Raw genomic sequence first — 20,856 nt, 5'->3', positions numbered from 1 at the left:
GCGCTCAGTGCACTCGGCGGGCGCCGCTAGTCGACGTCCACCGGACCGTCGTTCGACTTCCTGCCCTTGCTGGTGGGCAGCTGGAGGAGGCTGTTGCCCTCGCCCTCCGTGGAGCGGTGACCGTCGGCGTCCGGACCGTTCAGGTTCTGCCGGACCGAGTCGAGGATCGTCAGGCCCTGGGACACCAGGCCGGCGGCGATCTCGCCCAGACCGTCCGCACCGTTGAGGACGTTGACGTTGGCGCCCGCCAGACCGCCCGCGGCCTCCTTGACGATCTGCGGGAGCTGGTCGATCAGCATCCGGTCGAGCGCGACCCGGTCGTACGAGGCGGCGGCCTCCGCCTGGATCTTCATCCGCTGCGCCTCGGCGGCCGCGAGGATCCTGACCCGCTCGGCCTCGGCCTCGGCGGGCTTCACGACCTCGGCCACCAGCTGCTGCTGGCGCAGCTTGGCCTGGCGCTCGGCCAGCTCCGTCTGGGCGGCGAGCACCTCCTGCTGGGCGTGTGCCTGCGCCAGCGGTCCGGCCTGCCCGGCCTGCGCCTGCGCACGGTCCACCTCGGCCGAGTACTCGGCCTTGACGATGGCGGTCTGCCGGGCGTACTCGGCCTGCTTGCGGGCCGCCGCCTGCTCCGCCTCGACCGCGGCCTGGGTGGCCTGCGCCTGGGCGATCTGCGCCTGCCGCTGGATGGCCGCCTTGTGCGGGGCGGACATCGCGTCGATGTAACCGGTGTCGCCGTCGTCGATCGACTGGATCTGCAGCGAGTCGACGATCAGACCGATCTTCGCCATCTCGGTCTTGGAGGTGTCCAGGACCTCGGCGGCGAGCTTCTGCCGCTCCGTGACGATCTCCTCGACCGTCATCGAGCCGACGATGGCCCGCAGGTGACCGGCGAAGATCCGGCCGGTGAGCACCGACATCTGCTCCTGGTCGGAGAGGAACCGCTGGCCGGCGTTGATGATGCTCTCGTGGTCGTTGCCGACCTTGAAGGCGATGACGGCGCGGACGTGCAACGCGATGCCCTGCCTGGTCACGCAGGTCTCGGTGACCTCCGCCTCGCACATGGCGAGAGTGAGGAACCGGACCTTCCTGAACACCGGCAGCACGAACTTCCCGTGCCCGGTGACCACTCGGAACGGCGCGCCCCCCAATCCCCGCCTGCCCCCCGAGATCAACATCGCCTCGTCGGGAGCGGGAACGCGGTATCCGAACATGCACGTACTCCTCAGTCGGCGCCGGCGGTGTCCCCGCCGAGCGCGTCCAATGGATCCACCCACTCGATGACGCCGACCTCGCGGCATCCTCGTGATTCGATCACAAGCACGGTCGTACCCACGGCCAGGGGGGTTTCCGACCAGGCGAGGAAGGTCTCCGAACCGCCTCTGACCCGCACCAGGACCTCGCCGGGCCCTGTGGAACCGCGCGTTCCGATGAGTACCTTCCCCGTGCAGCCGATCACGGCCTCGTCCTGCGGCATCACCGGCCGTCCTCCTCTTCCTGGCCCCATGATTCCGACGATAGACCCAGTCCGGCCGGGACCCAACGGGCCGGAGGACCGGCGCCGCGCCCCCCGGACGCCGGCGCCTCTCGCGCACGCTAGGAGTCGGCCGGCACCCACTGGCGCACCCCGTGGTCGTTCGTGCCGTACCAGTAGCGGGGCAGGCCCTTGATGCCGCTGGTGCGGAACGGCCGGCCGTGGTCGTCGACGCGGACCGTACCGGTGCGGCCCTGGGCGGACCAGTCCAGTTCCAGGTACCAGTCGCAGTGGTGGGCCTCGGTCGTCGCGGTGACCAGCAGCACCTCCGGGTCCTCGGCGGAGACGCGGTAGGGGAACCGCACGGCGGGGATGGGCCTGCCGGCGTCGTTGCCGGGACGCGCGTGGGCGAGCGGCCGGTCGACGTCCAGGTTCACCGAGAACTCACGAGGCGTCAGGTCACCGCCGCAGCCCTGCTCCATGTCGTACGCGGTACCGGGGAGCGGGGTGCCGCGGCTGACGACACGGACCCGGAGGGCCGTGAGGACCACGGCCGTGGACGACTTCCCCTGCACCGAGATCTGCACCATCGTCTGCCGCCCGTGCACCGCGCCCTGTGTCGCCGCCCACGCCCCGGCGTCCTGCTGCACCGGCGGCGGGGGCACCTGGTCGGGCTTCTTGTCGATCACGTAGTCGTGCTCGCAACCGCCCTGCCAGACCTGCGAGTCGGCGGTCCAGGTGAGCGGCACGCCGGCCGGCACGGGGGCGTCGCTCTTCGCACCCGCCGACGGTTCGCCCTTCACCTCGGGTCGCCCCGAGGCCCGTGCCTTCGCGGAGGGCGGTGCCGACGAGCGGCTGCTGGGGGAGGGGCTGGTCGAGGCGGCCGAGGGACGAACTGACGTACCGGTTCCCGTCGTACGGGACCGAACGGGGGCCTTGGCCGCCGGGTCGCCGTCGGACCCGCCGGTGGACAGCGCGGGGAGACTGCCCAGCGTCGCCAGCAGGACGGTCGCCACGGCGGCGCCGACGACGGTACGGCGACGGCGGTACCAGGGCCGTACGGTGGAGCGGCGGTCCGCATCCGCATCCGCGTGAAGCGTCGGCTCGGGACTGCCCGGCCGGGGTGCGTCGGAGGCGGACGGCCCGGTGCCGGGCGCGCTGCCGTTGTTGCTGACGCTGTCGCCGGGCCTGCCCCCCTGTGCCGCCCGGCGGTCCGGGCCCGGAGCCCGCTCGCCCCCTGCCGGCTCCGGCACCCCCTCCGCCCTGGCCTCCTCCGCCGCAGCGTCACCGGCCTTCGGCCGCTGGCGCGCCGTCACCTGCCGTGCCGTCAGTGCGAGCAGCCACAGGCGGTGCAGTTCGAGGCGTTCCTCGGGTGTCGCCCCGCAGAAGGCGGCCAGGCGCTCCACCGGGGCGTAGTCCTGCGGGACCGCCTCGCCCGCGCAGTAGCGGTGCAGCGTGGAGGTGTTCATGTTGACGCGCCGGGCCAGGGAGCCGTAGCTCCGGTCCGTGCGGTCCTTCAGCCGGCGCAGCAGCGCCGCGAACTGCTCGACGTCGTCCCCGGTCGACACCGCTGCCCCCGTCTCCCCCATGTCCCCGCATCCCAGGCGGCCCATATACCTGCACGTCAGATGGGCTGGGATGGTTCCACCGTCGCCGGACGGGCTTCCGGCGTTGCGCCGGGCCGCCCTGACGGCCAATGCTCTTGGTGTCGCACCGATCAGGGCCCGACCGACCAGCAGACGGCGAGCGACAGACGACACCCATGCACTCATCCACGGGGGACACCCATGCCCAAGAGCACCCGAGCAGGCGCGCTTCTCGCTCTCGCCGTCACGGGCCTCGCCCTCGGCGCGACGCTCGCCACACCGGCGAACGCCGCCGCGGCCAAGGCGCCCGGCTTCCTCAAGGCAGCCGATCTCCCGCCGCACCCGAGCTCGACCTGGACGGCCGGCAAGGTGACCGCCGGCGTACCGGAGGCGGTGGAACAGGACCGCTGCCTGAGCATGGCCCTGGGCGGCGGCTCGAACACCTGGTACCGGGAGTTCCGTACCGACCTCGACACGAGCGCCCGTCAGGTCAGCGTGCGGTCGTCCACGACGGCTGCGGCGAAGGGCCGCTTCTCGCGGCTGAACAAGGACATCAAGTCCTGTGCGGCACGCATCGAGAAGGCCGACCCGGAGACCGAGGCCACGCTGCGGGACTACGGCACGCTCCCGGTCGAGGAGGGCGCCCATGTCTACGGCCTGCACACGGTGACCACCTGGGGCGCCTCCGACATCCGTCTGCTCTCCATCGGCCGGGACGGCAGGACCGTCACGGTCGTGGACTGGGGGCAGCTGGGCGGCTTCAGGGGCGCGCCGGTGAAGGCCTTCAAGAAGACGACTGTCACGGCCGTGAACAAGCTCGACTGACCGAGCGACCGGGGCCGCTCTCCGCCACGGGGGTGGGGAGAACGGCCCACCGACCACCGCCGGCGCCGTTCGACGCGATCCGGCACGACTCCGAAAACGGGGAACTCACATGAACAGCAAGACCCGCACCGTCCTGACCGCCGGCGTCCTCGCCGCAGCCCTCGGCCTCGGCGCCACCGCCCAGGCCTCCGCGGGCGCCCCGCGCAGCGTCAGCGGCAAGACGACCGACAACATCACGCGCATCGCCAACTTCTACGGCACCTACATCGACGCGGTGCTCGACGAGGACAGCGGCAAGCTCGGCAAGGACCTGCGCAGCCACTACCTCACCCCCGCCTTCCAGAAGGAGCTGGCGGCCTGGGAGAACCGGGAGCACGCCGACGGCGTCCTGCGCGCCCAGAACGTCCCGCTGGCCTGGAAGGTCACCGAGAGCGGCTCCACCCGCACCAGGACGGAGGCCGTGGTCACCCTCACCTGGAGCCGGGGCAGCACGACCAAGCTGGTCGTCGACATGAGCCGCAGCAGCCACAAGATCGTCCACATAGGCGAGAAGGGCGCGGCCCACAAGTAGGTCCCCGGGACGCGCGTCGCACGTGCGCCGACCCGTACGCCGAGGGGCCGCCTACGGAGTCCGTAGGTGGCCCTTCCTGCGCGGCCCGCCCGTTCTGGGACGGATCTGCAAAGGGCAGCTCGCGGCACTTACGGTGCTTATGGCTCGAGGGATGCGGGGGGGGGGCACGTGCTGATGTCGGCTGTTGTGGCCGGTGAAGTGATGGCTCTGACGATGGGCGTGACAGGTGTGCCGGCCGTCGCGACCGGGCGCGCGGCGTTTCCGCGGGCGGCATCCGTCGGATGTGCGCTCTGCGCGAACTCCGCCGGGTTCGTGAGGGCCGCTGGAATCCTGGCGACAGCGACCTACGGAGGATCACCATGATCGTGGAATACGTCCGCTACCGCATCGCCGAAGCCGAACGTCGTGCCGGCTTCGAGAAGGCCTACGCGGCTGCCGCCCAGCAGCTGGACCTCGCCCCCCAGTGCCTCGGATACGAGCTCTCCCACGGCATCGAGGAACCCGACCGCTACATCCTGCGGATCGAATGGACCTCCGTCGAGGACCACGAGCAGGGCTTCCGCGGCGGCCCGCACTTCCCCCCGTTCCTCGCCGAGATCCGCTCCTACATCGGCGACATCGAGGAGATGAAGCACTACACGAGGACGTCCGTGGCATCCACCGCGGGAGGAACGGCATGACCGAGCGCGCCGAGAGCGTTTCCGCCGGCCGCTGGCCGAAGGCACTCCACTAGAGGGCGAGGACGTGGAGGTGGTCGGTGTGGGCGCGTCGGGCGAAGGGCGGGACGGAGGGGTGTTGGGGGCCCTGACAACGTGCTTGCCTTGGCGGCGCGTTCATGGCCCCGCCGGTGAATGCCACCGCCCGACAATCATTTCAGGCCGTGCAAGGACCACAAATCGGCCAAGCCTTGACCGCCACAGCGCCCTCGTACAAGATCCCTCTTGGCCCTCGATAGTGGGGGCGGAAAAGGGGGAAACGTGAATAAGGTTGGAAAGTCGATACTCTTCGGCATTTCGGGCGCCGCGCTTGCGGTTTCCGGATTTGCCAGCCCGGCAGCGGCCTACGGCCCTCAGGGTGGAACCGGTAACGCCGACACCGTAGTTGCGGCCGGCGGTGGCCTCAAAGTCGGGCAGCCCGTCATCCATAAGAGGGGTGACGGCGTCAAGCCGCCGGCGGAGCTGGGCAACCCCGCCGAGTGGGGCGTGGTAAAGCTGGAAATCAAGCCTTCGGCCGTTCGAGCGCAAGATAATACCTGCGAGAATGTGACTCATGGCAAGTGGTGCTATGGGTCCGAATCGCTGTCGGCTGGAACCAAAAAGAAGTGCTACTCGAACTACATCGCGGATGTGAAGCACAAGTCGACGGTCAGGGTCGTCAACATCGACCACTCGAGTGGCTGGGTGGCGAAGGGCGAGACTTCCTACGCCAACCACACGCAGGGTGCGGCATACACCTGCTATGCATATTACGATAATGCATAAATTTGTCCGTTGTGAGGGTTGACCTCCCTCGGGTGCGGCATTACTCCGGGCACACGGGCCCGGAGTAATGCCGCACCAGTTTCGGGGTGCTCGGGCCGCGTCGTTCGCGGTGCCGCTCGGGCTTGGCTTGTTGCTTGGACTGATAGGGCCTACCGCTGAGCAGAGACCTCCGTGCGTCTGGAGACGGAGTCGCGCGGGCCGGTGGAGGTCTCGCCGTATTCGTCCCGCCGAGGTGGGCGTTGGCCACTGAGGTTTTTCAGCGTGACCACTGATCGAGTGACGACGTAACCGTCCGCAACGGAAAAGGCTCCCGTACCGTTGGGGGGGCGACGCCTCGACTCGTCCGCGCAGGAGCCCTGTCGGTTTCCGGTCCTGCCGCACTCGACCTGCCCCAGCGGGTGACGATGAGCAGGGTGACCCACTCGACCAGGGCAAGTGATCGGCCTGCTCACGGACCGTGCGCCCGGCCTACGGCACGCGCTATGCGAAGCCGCCCCCGACTACGTCCTGCTGGACGGCACCCTTGCGGAGCGCGACCGGGTCGGCCGGGCCGCTCGTCATCGACCTGGACCGCGACCGGCCGCCCGACAGGCGACTTGCGACACCCGCTTCAGGAGTGCGATCCGCGATAACAGCGGCCATGGATCGCTACGGCTGCATGACTGCACCTACTCCGCCGAGAACCGCGGCGATCCGGTGGTGTCTGCTGTCGTTGCTGTCAGGCGCGGATGTCAGCTTGCCTCTCGATGCCTGTGGTCGGTCGTCTTGCTCGTTCGGGTGCGTACCTCGTGCATGTTCTAGCCCATATGCCCAGACTCGACCTCGCGATATGTCTCCTGGTGGAGGTGAAAGAACATGCCGACGTACGTCACCTTGCTGAGCTGGACCGATCAAGGGGTCCGAAACTACAAGGACACCGCGAAGCGCGCCGAGACCTTCGGCTCAGCGGTACAGAACCTCGGGGCGAAGGTGCTGAGCATCTACTGGACCGTCGGTCCATACGACCTCGTGGCCATCGTCGAGGCGCCCGACGACGAAACTGCCACTGCAGCACTCCTGCAGCTCGGTGGGGTGGGCAACGTCCGTTCCACGACTCTGCGGGCCTTCGATCGAGAGGAGATGGAGCGCATCATCGCCAAGGCGGCCGGCTGACGATCTCTGACCACGTCGCACAGTGGGCTCTGGGCGGCCATGGCGTGGTGACCTCTTCGTCCCGACGCAACTCGGGCGGGGCCTCCGCCTCGGGCTGGTGCGCCTCTCACCTGCTGCGACGGTCCGCAGACGTCCGCGCTTGTCCGCTGCTTGTCTGGCGGCGTCGTCACGCAGTGACGCAGTGAGACACTCACCGCGTCGCACCCGGGTGCGGCATGGCCCTTGCCAGAGGGTGTCTCCCTGGCGTGGCAGGTCTCTGCTGTCCGCCATGGCTTGCCCGAGCTCTTGCAGAACGCGGTGAAGCTCCACTGAGCGCCAGGGGCTGGCGCGAACGAGGCGAAGGACCCCACGTGTTCGCCACTCACGGCTACATCCGACGTGCCCGGCTCGCCTGTGCGTGCACTCGGACAGTCTCGAAGGTCCCGAGCGAACATGGGCCTGGTCTGTCTTCCATCACCCAGCCATGCGCCCCAGTAGATCGTTCGGTCTGTAAGGAACAGGACACCGTGATGTGCCACCGGCGCTTGGAACCACCGCACCGTCGACGCGAGTGCCGACGGGGGATTGCAGTGCTTGGCCACGCCCTCGGTGGTACAGCTCAGCCACAACTGATCGCTGGCGGCCGTGACCTGCGGCCGCCTCACCGATCAACGCTTCGACCTGCTGCCGAGCTGTCGGCACCTGTCGACGACGGTCACCATTGAGCGCCCTGCCACGGCCCGAGGACGGCCCGGGAGGGCGCTCGTGCGTTGGAGGGAGACCCTGCCCTTGGCGAGGGTTTCGCTTCCCGGCAGTGGTCAGGTGCTTAGAAGATGCGGGCAGACCTTGGTGCTCCGACCCGATCGGCCTATGACAGCACCGTGCTGGACTGCTGAGTCACCCACCGGCCGCCTAGCAGTTCCTGGAGGGCGCCTTGGTCACAGCTACCGCTTCGCACGGGCGGCTGAGGCTTGCAGAGTGTCCGCGCCGGAGCTGACGTGTCGCTGGGTCTCCTGAGGGCCGTGCCAGTCCAGGCACATCACGGTGGCATCGTCTTCGAGCTGGCCGCCGGCAGCGTCCAGGACTGCGGAGGTCAGCGTCAGCGCGGCCTCCCGCGGGTGCAGATCCCGGGTCTTCGCCAGCAGGGCAGGCAGGTCGATCTGCCCCCCGTGATGTTCGAGCATGCCGTCGGTCAGCATGAGCAGACGGTCACCGGGGCGCAGATCAAGGTCTTGAACGCGGTAGGGGTGGGGCACACGCACGGACAGCCCGAAGGGATGGTCCACCTCGCAGGTGATCGTCTCCGCGGTGCCCTCTCGCATGCGCAGTGGCCAAGGGTGACCGGCGTTGACGAGTTGTGCCCGCCCGGTGTGAAGGTTGATGCGCAGCAACTGCCCGGTGGCGTGACCGTGGCTGTGGTCGGCCAGAGCCTGGTCGGCCAGGTGGGCCTGCTCGGCCAGGCCGGCTCCTGCCCGGCGGGCACCGCGCAGAGCGCCCACCAGAACCGTGGCGGCCAGGGCGGCGTCGATGTCGTGGCCCATGGGATCGGTCACCGACACGTGCAGGGTGTCGCGGTCGAGGGCGTAGTCGAAGGTGTCGCCGCTGAGGTCTTCGGAGGGCTCCAGGCTCCCGCACAGTGTGAACTGTGCAGCCTCGCACGACAGTGACGCAGGCAGCAGCTGGTACTGGATCTCGGCGGCCAGGGTGGGGGGCCTGGAGCGTTTGCCCCAGGTGTACAGGTCGGTGAAGCGGCCGTTGGCGATCACGACGTAGGCCAGCACGTGGGCGGCTTCCCCGACCGCTTCAAGGACACCCTCACTGGGAGCGGCCGGCAGGAGCAGCTCCAGCAGCCCGATAGCGTCGCCCCGGTTGGTGACCGGCACGATCACCCACTGTCCCTGGCCAGTCGCTTCCTGGTACAGCTGCTGGGTGCGGATCACCTTGTCGTAGACGCTGCCGAACATCGGGATCCGCTCCCGCCCCGCTTCCGCGGCACCGGCGGTGGACAGCCGCACCACCGCTTTCCCCGTGAGGTCCACGAGGAGGAAAGAGACCTTTCGGGCCCTGAAACGCCGCTGCAGGTCCCCCGCGATCACATCGACGGCCTCCACAGGCGCTGCCCTCTCCGCTGCCGTCAGCAGTCGGGGGAGCTCACTCCTTCCACCACTCACGATCACGATCCTTTCCACCGGCCCCTGCTACCAGCGTGGACACCGCCACGGTGAGCGTCAATGCATGGCTGTCACGGCAAGTGAAGACGGTCGATATGGGTCGGTCGCGGTGCCCGCCCGGAGGCGCAGCTCTCACAGCTGCTCCGGCACGAGGCCGGCAGAGCCGAGACTCTCACCGGCCCCCGGTCGTTTCGAGGCGCCGGCGTCTCATGAGACCCGGCAAAGTTGTGCCTGAAGCCGTGGAGCCGACAGCCACAGAGGGTTTTCTCTGCTCTGCCCGCTGCACGTAGGCCGCGCCGCAGGCGGCGCGTGCCCGCGCCGTGCGCGGGCCTTGACGAGGTAGAGAAACCCGTAACAGCTCTTGGTTATGGGGCGTTTCAGTCGTCCAGAGGTGGCGTGAGTCGGCGGCCGGCGTGGCTCCGGATGGAGGGTGCCTCGTCGCGCATGGCGTCCTGGACGCGGATCGCGTAGATGTCAAAGACCCCGGACCATGATCGGTCCGGGGCCTTTTGGCTGGTGCCCCCGGCAGGATTCGAACCTGCGACACCCGCTTTAGGAGTTCGACCGCGCCATCTGCTCGCCTGGGTGGCGAACCTATGGCCCGGTGCAGTGCGTGCCCTGAGACGCGAACAAGTCCGTCCCGGTCTGCCGACGTTGCCGTCAGAGACTGCCGTCATTCGACTCGTAGAGGGCCCGCGTGATGGCCGAGCGGGACGTCGCGCATGCGCACGGCAGGTACGACGCCGATCCGCTGAGGCCGGCAGATTTACAGTCCGCGCCCAGCGTGCCCGCGGACCAGGCACTTCCTCAGTCGCTGGGTGTGGCGCCCCACACCGACCCCAGAGGGCACCCCAACTCGTTCGTCAGGGGGCGGCCGACGCCGTCGGCCGCCCCCCGGTCACTCCGTGCGCTGCCGTGGTTCGAACTGCCCGGTGCCGCTCTCGGTGAGAGCCGTGCGCGCGGCCTGCAGTAGTTCTTCGGAGATCGGGTTGCCCCGGGTGGCGCGGGCGAGGGCGAGGGCACCGACCATGGTGCAGAGCTGGGCCATGCCGTCGTCAGCGCTGGTGGCCAGCCGAGCGGCACGGTTGCGTACCCCCTTGATGTAGGCGTGGCGGGCGCGGGCGGCCTCGTCGGGCTCGCGCCCCAGGTCGGCGGCGAATCCGGAGACGGGGCAGCCGTCCCCGGGGTGATCGCGGTGCCAGACCGAGAGGTAGTCCTCGATCAGCGCCCGGCGGGCAGCCTCGTGCTCCCCGGCGTGCTCCTCGATCTTCACCGCCTGCTCGTCGAAGGCGTGGGCGATGGCCTCGTCGATCAGGTCCACCTTCGAGACGAACTGCTTGTGGAACCCGCCACGGGTGAGCCCGGCGGCCTTCATCAGGTCGGCGACGCTGACCGCGGTGCCTTTCTCGCGGAACATCCGGGAAGCGGTGGCTACGACGCGCTGCCGGTTCTCCTGTGCTTGCGCCTGGGACACGCGGCCCATGGAGTCACTCTCCTCAGATGGATGTCGGTTGACATCTATTCTAGCCTCCATTTAGATTCCTAGTGACATCTATTTGATGCCGATGAGGTCACCGGTAGGTCAAGCGGGGCCTTGCACTGCCTCCCACCGTCTGAGGTCGACCGCCCCCGCCCGGCAATCGCAGAACCACCGACAGCACTGGAGACCCCTGTGGCATCGCCACCCTCGCCCACCGAGTCCTCGACGCCCGCGGCGTCCACACCACCCGTGCCGCCTGCCCAGCCACGAGGCGTTTCCGAGGCGGTCCACCGCCGACGCTGGGCCATCCTGACCGTGCTCGCGTTCAGCCTCCTGGTGGTGATGCTGGACAACTCGATCCTCAACGTGGCGATGAAGACCATCGCCCAGCCCGCTCCCACCGGACTCGGCTCCACCCAGAGCCAACTGGAGTGGGCGGTCAACTCCTACACGTTGGTCTTCGCCGGGCTGCTCTTCACCGCGGGCCTGCTCGGTGACCGGCTCGGCCGCAAGAAGGTGCTGCTCTTCGGCATGCTGGTGTTCGGCGTGGGATCCGCGCTGTCCGCGCTGTCGGACTCCTCCGGGCAGCTCATCACCTTCCGCGCCGTGATGGGCTTCGGCGGCGCCTTCATCCTGCCCGCCACCCTCGCGATCATCATGAACGTCTTCGAGCGCGAGGAGCAGCCCAAGGCCATCGGCATTTGGACCGGTGTGGTCGGTTTCGCCATCGCCGCCGGCCCGATCGCCGGCGGCGTTCTGCTGGAGCACTTCTGGTGGGGCTCGGTCTTCCTGGTCAATGTGCCGATCGTGGTCGCCGCGATGGTCGCGATGGTGGCGATCGTCCCCAACTCCAAGGACCCCAGGCCCGGCAAGCTCGACCCGTTCGGCGTGCTGCTGTCGATCGTCGGTCTGGCGCTGCTGGTCTACGGCATCATCAAGGGCGGCCAGCTGGGCGACTTCACCCGGCCCGAGTCCTTGGCGACGATCCTCGGCGGCCTGGCAGTCCTCGCCGGCTTCGTGGTGTACGAGGCCCGCAGCGACCATCCGGCCCTCGACGTCACCTACTTCCGCAACCGGCGGTTCTCCGCGTCCGTCGCCGCCATCGGCCTGGTCTTCTTCGCCCTCATGGGCGTCACGTTCTTCAGCGTCTTCTACAACCAGAGCGTTCGGGGCTACAGCGTCCTGCAGTCCGGCCTGCTCGTGCTGCCGCTGGCCGCCTCCCAGATGTTCTTCGCCCCGCGAGCGCGGCTGGTCGTCAACCGCTTCGGTACCCGAGCCGTGTGCGCCACCGGCCTCGTCCTGACCGCCGTAGCCTTCGCCGGCTTCCTGCTGCTCGGCCAGGACACCCCCATCTGGGTGCTGGAGGTGCTGTTCTTCCTGATGGGCACGGGGATGGCCCATGTCATGCCCCCCGCCACCGTCATGATCATGTCGTCGCTGCCGCGGGAGAAGGCCGGCTCCGGATCCGCGGTCAACAACACCTTCCGGCAGGTCGGCGGGGCCATGGGGGTCGCCGTGCTGGGGTCACTGCTGTCCACCACCTACCGCAACGGCATCGACGGCCACCTGGGCGTACTGCCCGCCTCCGACCAGCACGCCGCAGGCGAATCCGTCCAGGCGACCCTGGCCGTCGCCGAGAAGCTGGGACCCGCCGGCAGGGCGCTGGTACGGCCCGCGAACGACGCCTTCATCCATGCCATGCACATCACCGCAATTGGTTCGGCGGCCGTCGCCCTGGTCGGCGCGGTCGTCGTGCTGATCTTCCTGCCGGGCAAGGACGCCACCTTGGCCGCCGGCAGTGATAAGTCCCAGCGCCAGACCATCCGAGCCCAACGGTGATCTCCCTGGGTGAGCCTACGCCGGAGCCACCTGCGGCCGCGCAGGTGAGGCCTGTGCCGACTTCGGTGCCGCTGGCCTCCTCCGCCCGGCAATCGCAGAACCATCGACAGCACCGGAGACCCCTGAAATCGCCGCCCGGATCAGCGGTGACATCGCCGAGGCCAACGCCTTGCTGGCAGCTCCGCTGACGCTCTGATCACACCTCAACTCAGATATTCCATTACTCCGAAGGAGATCGACTGATGATTACCAGCAACCTTGTTCTTATCCCCGGTGCCGGCGGCGTGGGCCGGACGGTCTTCGATCAATTGCGTTCTCAGGATGTACCGGTCCGTTTCATGGTCCGCCGCGAGGACGAGCGCGCAGCTGAGCTGCGGGCGCTCGGCGCGGAGGTCGTCATCGGCGACCTGACCCGGCCCGAGACGGTAGCGGCCGCGCTGCAGGGCGTGACGCGGATGTACTTCGCGATGCGCGTGTCGCCGGACCACCTGCTGGCGGCGACCGTGGTGGCCTCCGTTGCAAGGGAGTACGGGAAGCTGGATGCCCTGGTCGACCTGTCGCAGATGACGGTGTCGCAGATGACCGCCACCAGCACCGAGGAGTCGCACCAGCAGCGGCTGCACTGGCTGGCGGAGCAGGTACTGAACTGGTCCGGCCTGCCCGTGGTGCACATCCGGCCGACGGCGTTCCTCGACACTCCGCTATTCACCACGATGGCAGCGCGTTCGATCCAGGAGAACGGCACGATCGCGCTGCCGTTCGGCACCGGACGCACCTCGCCAATCGCCGTGGACGACGTCGCCCGGGTCCTCGCCACCGTGCTCCGCGACCCGGCTCCGCACATCGGGCAGGTCTACGAGCTCACCGGACCGCGCTCGGTCGACATGACGGAGCTGGCCAAGGAATTCTCTCGGGCGCTGGGACGACCGGTGACCTACGTGGACATGCCCCCGGAGAGGTGGGAAGCTCAGCTCCCGAAGCTGGGGATGCCGCCGCACCTTGAACAGCACGTCGCCACCATGGCCCAGCTGCACAGGGACAACCGTTACGACCGCACGACCGACGGCGTCGAGCGCGTGACAGGCATCCCCCCGCAGTCGATCGAGGCGTTCGTGGCCGCCCGAAAGGACTTCTATCTGGGCTGAGCCGCGTCCCATAGCTGGGGGAAGAGAGGGGCCAGTTCGTCGTTGCGCTACACCCCAACTGACCTGCTGCCGACACTTTTCGACCTCGACAACCCGCTGATCGACCGGCATACGGGCCTTGAGGATTGGGTCCCGCTTTGTGCGCGTTCGGTGCCTGCCCCGGGAGGCGGTGTCCATCATTTGCGATCGGCTCCGGGAGCGGGCTTACCCGAGCGCGGACGCGGCAAGGACGCCGTGGCCGTAGTCCATCGGCCGAAGCGTGTAGTGATGCCGAAGGATTCGGGTGTCAGACAACCCGTATCGCGTAGCGGTCGCCTGCTTGCCAGCTGTGGGTCGGTGCCGTCAAAACGCCCCGGACCATCCCGGCCCGGGGCGTTTCCCCTGGTCATGCTTGTGCCCCCGGCAGGATTCGAACCTGCGACACCCGCTTTAGGAGAGCGGTGCTCTATCCCCTGAGCTACGAAGGCAGTGCCTCTGTTGCCCTTGGCAGGTGGCGCGGGTCAGTGGTTGGTCCCGGCCTCCTCCCAGGGGTGGGAGAGGTACCGGGGACAGCCTAGCGGACGGGGGAGGGAACGTGCTGGGGTGATCCTGTCGGGGTGGTCAGGTTCCGACGGGGGACTCCTCGCCCCGGGCGCGGGTCGGAGGGGCCGGCGCGGGGGCCGGGGGCGGCAGGGTGCCGGTCAGTCTGAGGAGGGGGGCCGTCATGAGGGTCGTCACCAGGGCCACCACGGTGAGCAGGGCGAACATGCGGTCGTCGATGATGTGGGCCTCGTGGCCGATCTGCAGGACCACGAGTTCGGTCAGGCCCCGTGTGTTCATGAGGATGCCGACCGCGAGGGACTCGGTCCACGGCAGGCCGGCGTACCGTGCGCCGAGGCCGGTGCCGCCGATCTTCGCGAGGACGGCCGCGGCCAGCAGCGCGGCGAGGACGAGGCCCGCGCCCGTGGACAGGCGCAGGGCGCCCAGGTCCACGCCGAGCCCGTAGCCCATGAAGAAGAAGGGGAGCAGGACGGTCTTGGCGGTGGCGGTGAGGGGGGCCGCCGCCGTGGCGGCCGCACGGTTGCCGGCCGGCCAGACCAGGCCGACGAGGAACGCGCCGATCAGCTGGTGCAGCCCCAGGGCGGCCGTCATCGCCGCGGACGCGCCGATCGACACGACGAGGGTGACGGTCAGGGTGGCGGGGCCGACGCGGTCCGCGCGGCGGGCGAACCAGACGGCCACGAGCCGCCGTACCGGGCCGAGACAGATCGCGATCACCGCGACCGAGACGAGGGCCCGCATCACGGCGTCCATCGGGCCGGAGCCGTGCGCCAGGGCCAGCACGGCGGAGAGGGCCAGCCAGCTGCCGCCGTCCCCGACCGCCGCGGCGAACAGGCTCAGCCGGCCCGGTCGCGTCCGGGAGATGTCGAGGTCCTCCAGCATGCGTGCCAGTACCGGGAACGCGGTGATGCTGACCGCGCAGCCGACGAAGAGCACGAAGGCCGTCGGGGAGGTTCCGGCGGGGGCGTAGTCGCCCGCCAGCGGCATGGCGACCAGGGCTCCCGCCCCGAAGGGCAGCAGGAGGGACGCCTGGCTGATCGTCAGTCCCTGGCGCGAGGCTCCGCGTACGCGCATCGAGGCGAGTTCCTGCCCGGTCCCGAACATGAACAGGGCGAGCCCGATCTGCGCGAGTCCGTTGAGCATCGGCAGGATCGCCGGCGGGAACAGCCAGGCGGCGGTCTGCGGACTGAGGGCGCCCAGGACGGAGGGGCCGAGCGTGATGCCGGCGCCGACCTCTCCTATGACGCGTGGCTGGCCCAGCCGCACCGCCAGGACTCCCGCGAGGTGGGAGAGCGCGAGGACGGCGGCCGCGCCGAGGAAGAAGTGTCCGGTCGTGTCGAGAAGCATGGTGGGCTCCGGTGACGGGGCAGGGGCAGTGGCAGTGGCAGGGGGCCGGGCTCCGCGGAGCCCGGCCCCCTGCCACTGCGGGTGGACGTGTTCCTGCCGCTGGGGTGCGGTCAGTGGCGCGGGCGGCGGCCCAGGGCCATGCCGGCGAAGAGGAAGACGACACCGAGGACGCCCGCCACGACGGCCGCGGTCGTCTGGGCCGGCTTCTGGCTGGCGTTGACGACCGCCGTCACGACGCCCATCACGCCGCTGATGTAGCAGAAGATCGTCACGAAGATCTTGAGGTTCGGGTTCATCGAGGGTCTGGTCCAATCCGGTTGTTCTGGTGAGGTGCCGGGCCGCCGGCCCGGCGGGCATCAGCGGGGTGCGGTGCCCGCGGCGGTGAAGCCGAGGAGCATCACGTGGGCGTCGGGGTCGGCGCGGAAGCGGTTCCAGCAGTCCGCGGCGAGCGCGAACTCGCGCAGCGTCAGCACGCCCGAGGCCACCAGCGGCTGCAGGCGGCCGGGGCCCAGGTGCGGGGCGAAGTCCTCGGTGGGACGGTCGTCGTTGGTCGTCGCGAACGGGCGCATGACGACGTCCTCGAACCCCGTGGCGCGCAGCAGGCGGGTCAGCCGCCGTGCGATCGTCCGGTCGCCGCCCGCCGACGACTGGGCCTGGGCCAGCTTGGCGTGCACCGCAGCCAGTTCGGGGAACGCCGGGTCGGCCACGCCCCAGCAGGAGGCGTCCACCTCGGTGACGGCGATGCGGCCGCCCGGCCGCAGGACGCGCAGTGCCTCCGCGAGGACGGGCCGCGGGTCGGACAGGTGCTGCAGCACGTAGCGCAGCAGGACGTGGCCGGCCGAGGCGTCCGCCAGGGGCAGCGCGGCGCCGTCCGCCACGACCAGGTCGGCGCCAGAGCCCGCCGCGTGGGCGAGCAGCTCGCCGTCGATGTCGACGGCGGTGACGGCGAGGCCGGGCAGGGCGGTACGCAGTCTGCGGGTGACCGCGCCCGAACCGGCCCCGATCTCGACCAGCGGCCCGGCCTCCGCGGCCAGCCCCAGCTCCCGCAGGATGCGCAGTTCCGCGTCGAAGGAGAGGGCGGCCTGCGCCTCCAGGCGTGCCAGCTCGCCGCCGAGCCCTCCGGCGGTGGTGGCGGCGGGGTCGTAGGAGCCGCCGACCGGTCGGGTGCCGGCGGGGGAGGAGAGGGGGAGGCCGACCGGCCGGGCGCCGGCGGGGGAGGACGGGAGGGTGGCCGGTCGTGCGGGGTCGCCGGTGGGGGCGGGTGCGGCCGGGGTGGGAGGGGACGTGGTCATCGGGGCCTCGCAGTCATTCGCATGCCGTGCTTCGGGCGCAGGGTCACAAGGGCTTCCGGCTCCACCGGGAAGCCGGGCTCCAGCTCCAGGCGGGCCGAGCGCATCAGGACGGCCAGGACGAGGGTCGCCTCGACCAGGGCGAGGTGGCGGCCGATGCAGGTGCGCTCGCCGCCGCCGAACGGCAGGTAGAGGTGGTTCGGCGGTGATGCGTCGGCGAACCGCGCGGGTACGTACGCATCGGGCCGCTCCCAGTGGTCGGGGTGGCGGTGCAGCACCCACTGGCTGACGCAGACGAGCGCCCCGGCCGGGATGTCGTACCCGCCGATGCTGTCCGGGCCGGTCGCCCGGCGGGAGATCAGCCACACCGGCGGGTAGAGCCGCATGGCCTCCTCGATGGCGTGCCGGCAGTGCACGAGGGAGGGGAGGTCCGCGGCGGTGGGGGTGCGGTCGCCCAGCACCTCGTCGATCTCCGCCCGCACCCGGTCGGCCTCCTCGGGGTGGCGGTCCAGGAGGTACAGCGTCCAGGTGAGGGCCTTGGCGGTGGTCTCGTGTCCCGCCATGACCAGCGTGAGCACCTGGTCGCGCAGGGCTTCGTCGTCCAGTTCGCCGATCATCGCGTCCAGCAGCGACCCGGTGTCGTGCGACGGGGGCTGCCCGATGCCCGCCGCGCGCCGCGACGCGATCACCGTACGGGCGATCAACTGGAGGAAGTTGCGGGCCTGTACGTATCCGCGGCGGCGCAGCGCCGTGTCCTGCGGGTCCGGGTCGGGATCGGGTACGTAGTGGCCCATGAACCGGTTCACGGCGTCCACGGAGCGGCCGAACCCCTCGCCCGCCGCGCCCAGGTCCACACCGAGTACGGCACGGGTGAGGATGGCCAGGGTCAGGGAGGTCAGGTGGTGCTCGACGGGCAGCGCGCCGCCCTCGCGCATGGCCGGCCGCCAGCGCTCCAGGAGCGCCTCGGTCTCCTCGGTGATGATGCCGTCGAAGGTGCTGACCGCGGTGCGGCGGAACGCGGGTGCGCACAGCCGGCGCTGCCGTGCCCATTCCTCGCCGTTGCTGGTGAGCAGTCCGTTGCCGAGCAGCGGACGCAGCATCGCGTCGTCCGGGGTGTGCGCCTTGGTGTAGTTGCCGACGTTGTCCTTGAGTACGTGCCGTACCAGGTCGGGCCGGTGCAGCATGAACACCCGCTCGCCGTCGCCGAGATGGCTGGTGATGTCGCCGTAGCGGCGGTTCATCCAGGTCACGAAGGAGAGCGGGTCGGCTCGCATCCGGGCCATGTCCACGGGGGCTGCGGGCCCCGGCGGGACGGTGCCCGCCGGTGCGGTGGTGGCTGTCACATGAACCTCCGTGGCTGCTGGAGCCGCGTACGTAAGCCGGGTACGTAACGGCGGTCTTCGGATACGTACCGGGTGTCGGTAATTCCGTAATCGGTGCGCGAATTCCCGCGGTGGCCCACCGGTCGGGCGCCTTGCGGCGTCCGACATGAGAGCATGCATGACGCGGGCGGGTACAACCGGTCTGCGGGCGTGGGCGATTGGCAACATTATCCCCCGGGTGCGGACCGGCTCAATGCTTATCGAAAGCGGGGGAGTACTCAGCTCGACGAGGGGGATTACTCAGCTTTCGACGCTCTCCGGATTACGTTCCCTTGCGACTTGGCGGCGCCGTTGCGGCCGTGTGAATGTTTTCTCGTCGCCGGCACAACGACCGAATCGCAATTCAGGAAAACGCTAGGAAGGGAGAGCCAACATGGCGCTCGATCCGCAGCAGCGGGCAGAGTTCGTGAACGCCTACACCCGCGTGCTCATCAGCTCGTGGTCCGACGAGGCGTACGCCACCCGGCTCCAGTCCGAGCCGCGTGAGGCGCTTGCCGAGTCCGGCATCGAACTCCCCGCCGGCGCCCAGGTCGTCATCGTCACCGAGGCGCCCGAGGGCCACGAGGAGGGCAACCTGGACGTCCAGGTCGCGCTCTGGGAGACCGGCCTGGAGACCGGCCGCTACGAGTTCCACATCCCCGCCACGCCGACGGTCGACGCCGCCGAGCTGAGCGAGGGTGACCTGTCGGACGTCGCGGCGGGCTGCAACTACTGCTGCTGCCCGTGCTGCTGCTGCACCTGACAGGCGCAGACGCACCCATTCCCACTTCGCTGGAGCGTTTTCATGCCCACTGCGCAGACGGCACATCCCGTTTCCGTCCGCGGACTCTCCAAGCAGTACGGTGAAGTCCATGCCGTGCGGGATCTCAACCTGGACATCCACCAGGGCGAGGTGTTCGCACTGCTCGGGCCGAACGGCGCGGGAAAGACCACGACCGTCGACATTCTGACGGGAGTGCAGCGGCGCACCGGTGGAGAAGTGCGGGTCCTCGGCCATGATCCGGCCGAGGACCCGCGGGAATGGCGGGCGAAAATCGGCGTGGTGCCCCAGACGACGGGCGCCTATGCGGATCTGACCGTCCGGGAGGTCGTCGCGCATTTCGCCGCCATGTATCCGGCGCCGCTGCCGGTGGGCGAGGTGCTCGACATGGTGGGCCTCGGCGGCCACCACACCAAGCAGGCCGCCGCGCTGTCCGGCGGCCAGCAGCGCCGGCTGGACGTCGCGGTGGGCGTCATCGGCGACCCGGAGCTGATCTTCCTGGACGAGCCGACGACGGGTCTCGACCCGGTGGCCCGGCGCGAGGCCTGGGAGCTGGTCCGCTACTTCGCGGACCGCGGCCGTACGACCGTACTGACCACGCACTACCTCGACGAGGCCGAGGAGCTGGCCCAGCGGGCCGGCGTCGTCATCGGCGGACGGCTCGTCGAGTGCGGGCCGCTCGCCTCGCTGGGCGGCCGCGACACGACCCCCGCGAACGTGACCTTCCGCCGCTGCGCCCTACTGGCCGACCTCGACCTGCCCGCCCTGCCGCCGGGCACCGAGGTGGTGCCGGGCGTCGCGGGCACCCTGACGCTCCGCACCCCCGTGCCCTCGCAGGTCCTCGGTGTCCTGCTGGCCTGGGCGCGCGAGGCGGGTGTGACCGAACTCGCCGAGCTGCGCGTGCACCGGCCCACGCTCGAAGAGATCTACCTGAACCTCATCGACAGGGAGACCGTCGCATGCCCCTGACCGAGGCCGCCGGTGTCCGGCCGTCCGTCGCCGCTCCCGCCCGCCCGGCCGCGCGCGGTGCGCGGGGACTGGGGCGGGCGTGCGCGGCGCGCGCGTCCGTCGAACTGAAGGCGTTCTTCCGTAACAAGCAGTCGCTGGTCTTCACCCTGTTCTTCCCGGTGCTGCTGCTCGTCGTCTTCGGCTCGATCTTCTCCGGGAAGGTCGAGGGCACCGACACCGACTTCCGGCAGGTCTTCATGGCCGGGGTGATCGCCGCGGGCGTGATGAGCACGGCGTTCTCGGGCCTGGCCATCAACGTGGCGATCGAGCGGGACACCGGGACGGTGCGCCGGCTCGCACTCACGCCGATGCCGAAGTCGGCGTACTTCGTGGGCAAACTGGTCCGGGTGGTGGTGACCACCGTGCTGGAGACGGTGCTGCTCATCGGCATCGCCGTCACCGCGTTCGGGCTGCCGCTGCCGGGGACCGCGCAGCGGTGGGCCACGCTCGGCTGGTGCCTGGCGCTCGGTACCGCGGCGTGCGCCCTCGCCGGGATCGCCTACAGCGCCCTCATCCCCAACAGCCGGTCCGCGGCGGCGGTCGTGACGCCCGTCTTCATGGTCCTGCAGTTCATCTCCGGTGTGTTCTACCCGTTCGACAAGCTGCCGCTGTGGATGCAGAACACGGCCGCGCTGTTCCCCGTCAAGTGGATGGCGCAGGGCTTCCGTTCGGTCTTCCTCCCGGACTCCTTCACGGCCGTGGAGCCGGCCGGGTCCTGGGAACTGGGCCGCATCGCGCTGGTCCTCACCGCGTGGGCGGTGGGCGGCCTGCTGGCCACGACGCTGACGTTCGGCTGGCGCGGACCGCGGGTGCGCTGAGCGCGCGGGCCC

At 70.0% G+C, this 20,856-nt stretch carries 19 protein-coding genes, 1 tRNA gene and 1 pseudogene; 11 read left to right on the top strand and 10 right to left on the bottom strand.

The window, feature by feature from the left end; genetic code table 11:
- Nucleotides 1-26: 26 nt before the first annotated feature.
- From BLW57_RS17385 to BLW57_RS17375, 3 genes are all read right to left on the bottom strand, one after another.
- Entirely contained in the window at nt 27-1,211 is a 1,185-nt protein-coding gene (locus tag BLW57_RS17385; RefSeq protein ID WP_093475640.1) for a flotillin family protein, read from the bottom strand.
- Between the two features lie 11 nt (nt 1,212-1,222).
- The gene (locus BLW57_RS17380) at nt 1,223-1,474 is read right to left on the bottom strand and encodes a hypothetical protein (protein WP_093475638.1); all 252 of its coding nucleotides are present in this window, start codon (nt 1,472-1,474) and stop codon (nt 1,223-1,225) included.
- A gap of 119 nt (nt 1,475-1,593) precedes the next feature.
- The gene (locus tag BLW57_RS17375) at nt 1,594-3,060 is read right to left on the bottom strand and encodes a transcriptional regulator (RefSeq protein ID WP_256339503.1); all 1,467 of its coding nucleotides are present in this window, start codon (nt 3,058-3,060) and stop codon (nt 1,594-1,596) included.
- Nucleotides 3,061-3,258: 198 nt separating this feature from the next.
- Between BLW57_RS17375 and BLW57_RS17370 the strand changes: the two genes are divergently transcribed.
- From BLW57_RS17370 to BLW57_RS17350, 6 genes and pseudogenes are all read left to right on the top strand, one after another.
- Nucleotides 3,259-3,882 carry a hypothetical protein gene (locus tag BLW57_RS17370; RefSeq protein ID WP_093475635.1) on the top strand — a complete coding sequence of 208 codons (624 nt, stop codon included), beginning with the start codon at nt 3,259-3,261 and terminating at the stop codon, nt 3,880-3,882.
- Between the two features lie 109 nt (nt 3,883-3,991).
- Nucleotides 3,992-4,453 carry a hypothetical protein gene (locus BLW57_RS17365; RefSeq protein WP_093475634.1) on the top strand — a complete coding sequence of 154 codons (462 nt, stop codon included), beginning with the start codon at nt 3,992-3,994 and terminating at the stop codon, nt 4,451-4,453.
- Nucleotides 4,454-4,812: 359 nt separating this feature from the next.
- The gene (locus BLW57_RS17360) at nt 4,813-5,133 is read left to right on the top strand and encodes a putative quinol monooxygenase (protein WP_093475632.1); all 321 of its coding nucleotides are present in this window, start codon (nt 4,813-4,815) and stop codon (nt 5,131-5,133) included.
- Nucleotides 5,134-5,430: 297 nt separating this feature from the next.
- On the top strand, nt 5,431-5,934 hold the full coding sequence (locus tag BLW57_RS40910) for a lactococcin 972 family bacteriocin (RefSeq protein WP_143051611.1): 504 nt from the start codon (nt 5,431-5,433) through the stop codon (nt 5,932-5,934).
- A 435-nt stretch (nt 5,935-6,369) separates the two neighbouring features.
- A pseudogene (locus tag BLW57_RS42340) lies at nt 6,370-6,480 on the top strand (IS5/IS1182 family transposase); the annotation flags it as partial.
- Nucleotides 6,481-6,789: 309 nt separating this feature from the next.
- Entirely contained in the window at nt 6,790-7,086 is a 297-nt protein-coding gene (locus BLW57_RS17350; RefSeq protein WP_093475629.1) for a GYD domain-containing protein, read from the top strand.
- A 923-nt stretch (nt 7,087-8,009) separates the two neighbouring features.
- Here the strand turns inward: BLW57_RS17350 and BLW57_RS17345 are convergent.
- Together BLW57_RS17345 and BLW57_RS17340 are read right to left on the bottom strand one after the other, a co-directional pair.
- Complete coding sequence (locus tag BLW57_RS17345) at nt 8,010-9,176, bottom strand: PP2C family protein-serine/threonine phosphatase (protein ID WP_176985940.1); 1,167 nt, start codon at nt 9,174-9,176, stop codon at nt 8,010-8,012.
- A 958-nt stretch (nt 9,177-10,134) separates the two neighbouring features.
- Nucleotides 10,135-10,719: a TetR family transcriptional regulator gene (locus tag BLW57_RS17340; RefSeq protein ID WP_093475628.1), complete on the bottom strand. Its 585-nt coding sequence runs from the start codon at nt 10,717-10,719 to the stop codon at nt 10,135-10,137.
- Nucleotides 10,720-11,031: 312 nt separating this feature from the next.
- Here BLW57_RS17340 and BLW57_RS17335 point away from each other — a divergent pair, with 312 nt between their 5' ends.
- Together BLW57_RS17335 and BLW57_RS17330 are read left to right on the top strand one after the other, a co-directional pair.
- Nucleotides 11,032-12,555: an MFS transporter gene (locus tag BLW57_RS17335; RefSeq protein ID WP_257571908.1), complete on the top strand. Its 1,524-nt coding sequence runs from the start codon at nt 11,032-11,034 to the stop codon at nt 12,553-12,555.
- A 242-nt stretch (nt 12,556-12,797) separates the two neighbouring features.
- On the top strand, nt 12,798-13,700 hold the full coding sequence (locus BLW57_RS17330) for an NmrA family NAD(P)-binding protein (RefSeq protein WP_093475625.1): 903 nt from the start codon (nt 12,798-12,800) through the stop codon (nt 13,698-13,700).
- Nucleotides 13,701-14,094: 394 nt separating this feature from the next.
- Here BLW57_RS17330 and BLW57_RS17325 read toward each other — a convergent pair.
- The 5 genes from BLW57_RS17325 to BLW57_RS17310 form a co-directional block, all read right to left on the bottom strand.
- A tRNA-Arg gene (locus BLW57_RS17325) sits at nt 14,095-14,167 on the bottom strand.
- Between the two features lie 133 nt (nt 14,168-14,300).
- Nucleotides 14,301-15,587 (bottom strand): cation:proton antiporter domain-containing protein, encoded by a 1,287-nt coding sequence (locus BLW57_RS17320; protein ID WP_176985620.1) that lies wholly within the window; start codon nt 15,585-15,587, stop codon nt 14,301-14,303.
- Between the two features lie 110 nt (nt 15,588-15,697).
- Nucleotides 15,698-15,883, bottom strand: coding sequence for a hypothetical protein (locus BLW57_RS41415; RefSeq protein WP_176985619.1), 186 nt, complete (start codon nt 15,881-15,883; stop codon nt 15,698-15,700).
- Nucleotides 15,884-15,943: 60 nt separating this feature from the next.
- Nucleotides 15,944-16,879, bottom strand: a complete 936-nt coding sequence (locus BLW57_RS17315) for a class I SAM-dependent methyltransferase (protein WP_093475622.1) — start codon at nt 16,877-16,879, stop codon at nt 15,944-15,946.
- The gene (locus BLW57_RS17310; protein WP_176985618.1) at nt 16,876-18,219 is read right to left on the bottom strand and encodes a cytochrome P450; all 1,344 of its coding nucleotides are present in this window, start codon (nt 18,217-18,219) and stop codon (nt 16,876-16,878) included. Before BLW57_RS17310 ends, BLW57_RS17315 begins: the two co-directional genes overlap by 4 nt.
- Nucleotides 18,220-18,631: 412 nt before the next feature.
- Here BLW57_RS17310 and BLW57_RS17305 point away from each other — a divergent pair, with 412 nt between their 5' ends.
- Genes BLW57_RS17305 through BLW57_RS17295 form a run of 3 tightly spaced genes read left to right on the top strand, consistent with a single transcriptional unit; the run spans nt 18,632 to nt 20,844 of the window.
- On the top strand, nt 18,632-19,000 hold the full coding sequence (locus tag BLW57_RS17305) for a hypothetical protein (protein WP_093475619.1): 369 nt from the start codon (nt 18,632-18,634) through the stop codon (nt 18,998-19,000).
- Between the two features lie 42 nt (nt 19,001-19,042).
- Nucleotides 19,043-19,987: an ABC transporter ATP-binding protein gene (locus BLW57_RS17300; protein ID WP_093475617.1), complete on the top strand. Its 945-nt coding sequence runs from the start codon at nt 19,043-19,045 to the stop codon at nt 19,985-19,987.
- Nucleotides 19,978-20,844 carry an ABC transporter permease gene (locus BLW57_RS17295; RefSeq protein WP_093475616.1) on the top strand — a complete coding sequence of 289 codons (867 nt, stop codon included), beginning with the start codon at nt 19,978-19,980 and terminating at the stop codon, nt 20,842-20,844. The genes BLW57_RS17300 and BLW57_RS17295 overlap by 10 nt, the downstream gene beginning before the upstream one ends.
- Nucleotides 20,845-20,856: the final 12 nt, after the last annotated feature.

Origin of the sequence: Streptomyces sp. 1222.5 (assembly GCF_900105245.1) — a bacterium.
Taxonomy (GTDB): domain Bacteria; phylum Actinomycetota; class Actinomycetes; order Streptomycetales; family Streptomycetaceae; genus Streptomyces; species Streptomyces albidocamelliae.
The sequence above is the reverse complement of the archived record's forward strand: the minus strand, read 5'-3'. Positions and strand labels throughout refer to the sequence as shown.

Excerpts from the sequence above, each read along its gene's own strand:
- BLW57_RS17385 (WP_093475640.1), bottom strand. The coding sequence starts at position 1,211 with ATGTTCGGATACCGCGTTCCCGCTCCCGACGAGGCGATGTTGATCTCG.
- BLW57_RS17380 (WP_093475638.1), bottom strand. The coding sequence starts at position 1,474 with ATGCCGCAGGACGAGGCCGTGATCGGCTGCACGGGGAAGGTACTCATC.
- BLW57_RS17375 (WP_256339503.1), bottom strand. The coding sequence starts at position 3,060 with ATGGGGGAGACGGGGGCAGCGGTGTCGACCGGGGACGACGTCGAGCAG.
- BLW57_RS17370 (WP_093475635.1), top strand. The coding sequence starts at position 3,259 with ATGCCCAAGAGCACCCGAGCAGGCGCGCTTCTCGCTCTCGCCGTCACG.
- BLW57_RS17365 (WP_093475634.1), top strand. The coding sequence starts at position 3,992 with ATGAACAGCAAGACCCGCACCGTCCTGACCGCCGGCGTCCTCGCCGCA.
- BLW57_RS17360 (WP_093475632.1), top strand. The coding sequence starts at position 4,813 with ATGATCGTGGAATACGTCCGCTACCGCATCGCCGAAGCCGAACGTCGT.
- BLW57_RS17350 (WP_093475629.1), top strand. The coding sequence starts at position 6,790 with ATGCCGACGTACGTCACCTTGCTGAGCTGGACCGATCAAGGGGTCCGA.
- BLW57_RS17340 (WP_093475628.1), bottom strand. The coding sequence starts at position 10,719 with ATGGGCCGCGTGTCCCAGGCGCAAGCACAGGAGAACCGGCAGCGCGTC.
- BLW57_RS17330 (WP_093475625.1), top strand. The coding sequence starts at position 12,798 with ATGATTACCAGCAACCTTGTTCTTATCCCCGGTGCCGGCGGCGTGGGC.
- BLW57_RS17320 (WP_176985620.1), bottom strand. The coding sequence starts at position 15,587 with ATGCTTCTCGACACGACCGGACACTTCTTCCTCGGCGCGGCCGCCGTC.
- BLW57_RS41415 (WP_176985619.1), bottom strand. The coding sequence starts at position 15,883 with ATGAACCCGAACCTCAAGATCTTCGTGACGATCTTCTGCTACATCAGC.
- BLW57_RS17315 (WP_093475622.1), bottom strand. The coding sequence starts at position 16,879 with ATGACCACGTCCCCTCCCACCCCGGCCGCACCCGCCCCCACCGGCGAC.
- BLW57_RS17305 (WP_093475619.1), top strand. The coding sequence starts at position 18,632 with ATGGCGCTCGATCCGCAGCAGCGGGCAGAGTTCGTGAACGCCTACACC.
- BLW57_RS17300 (WP_093475617.1), top strand. The coding sequence starts at position 19,043 with ATGCCCACTGCGCAGACGGCACATCCCGTTTCCGTCCGCGGACTCTCC.
- BLW57_RS17295 (WP_093475616.1), top strand. The coding sequence starts at position 19,978 with ATGCCCCTGACCGAGGCCGCCGGTGTCCGGCCGTCCGTCGCCGCTCCC.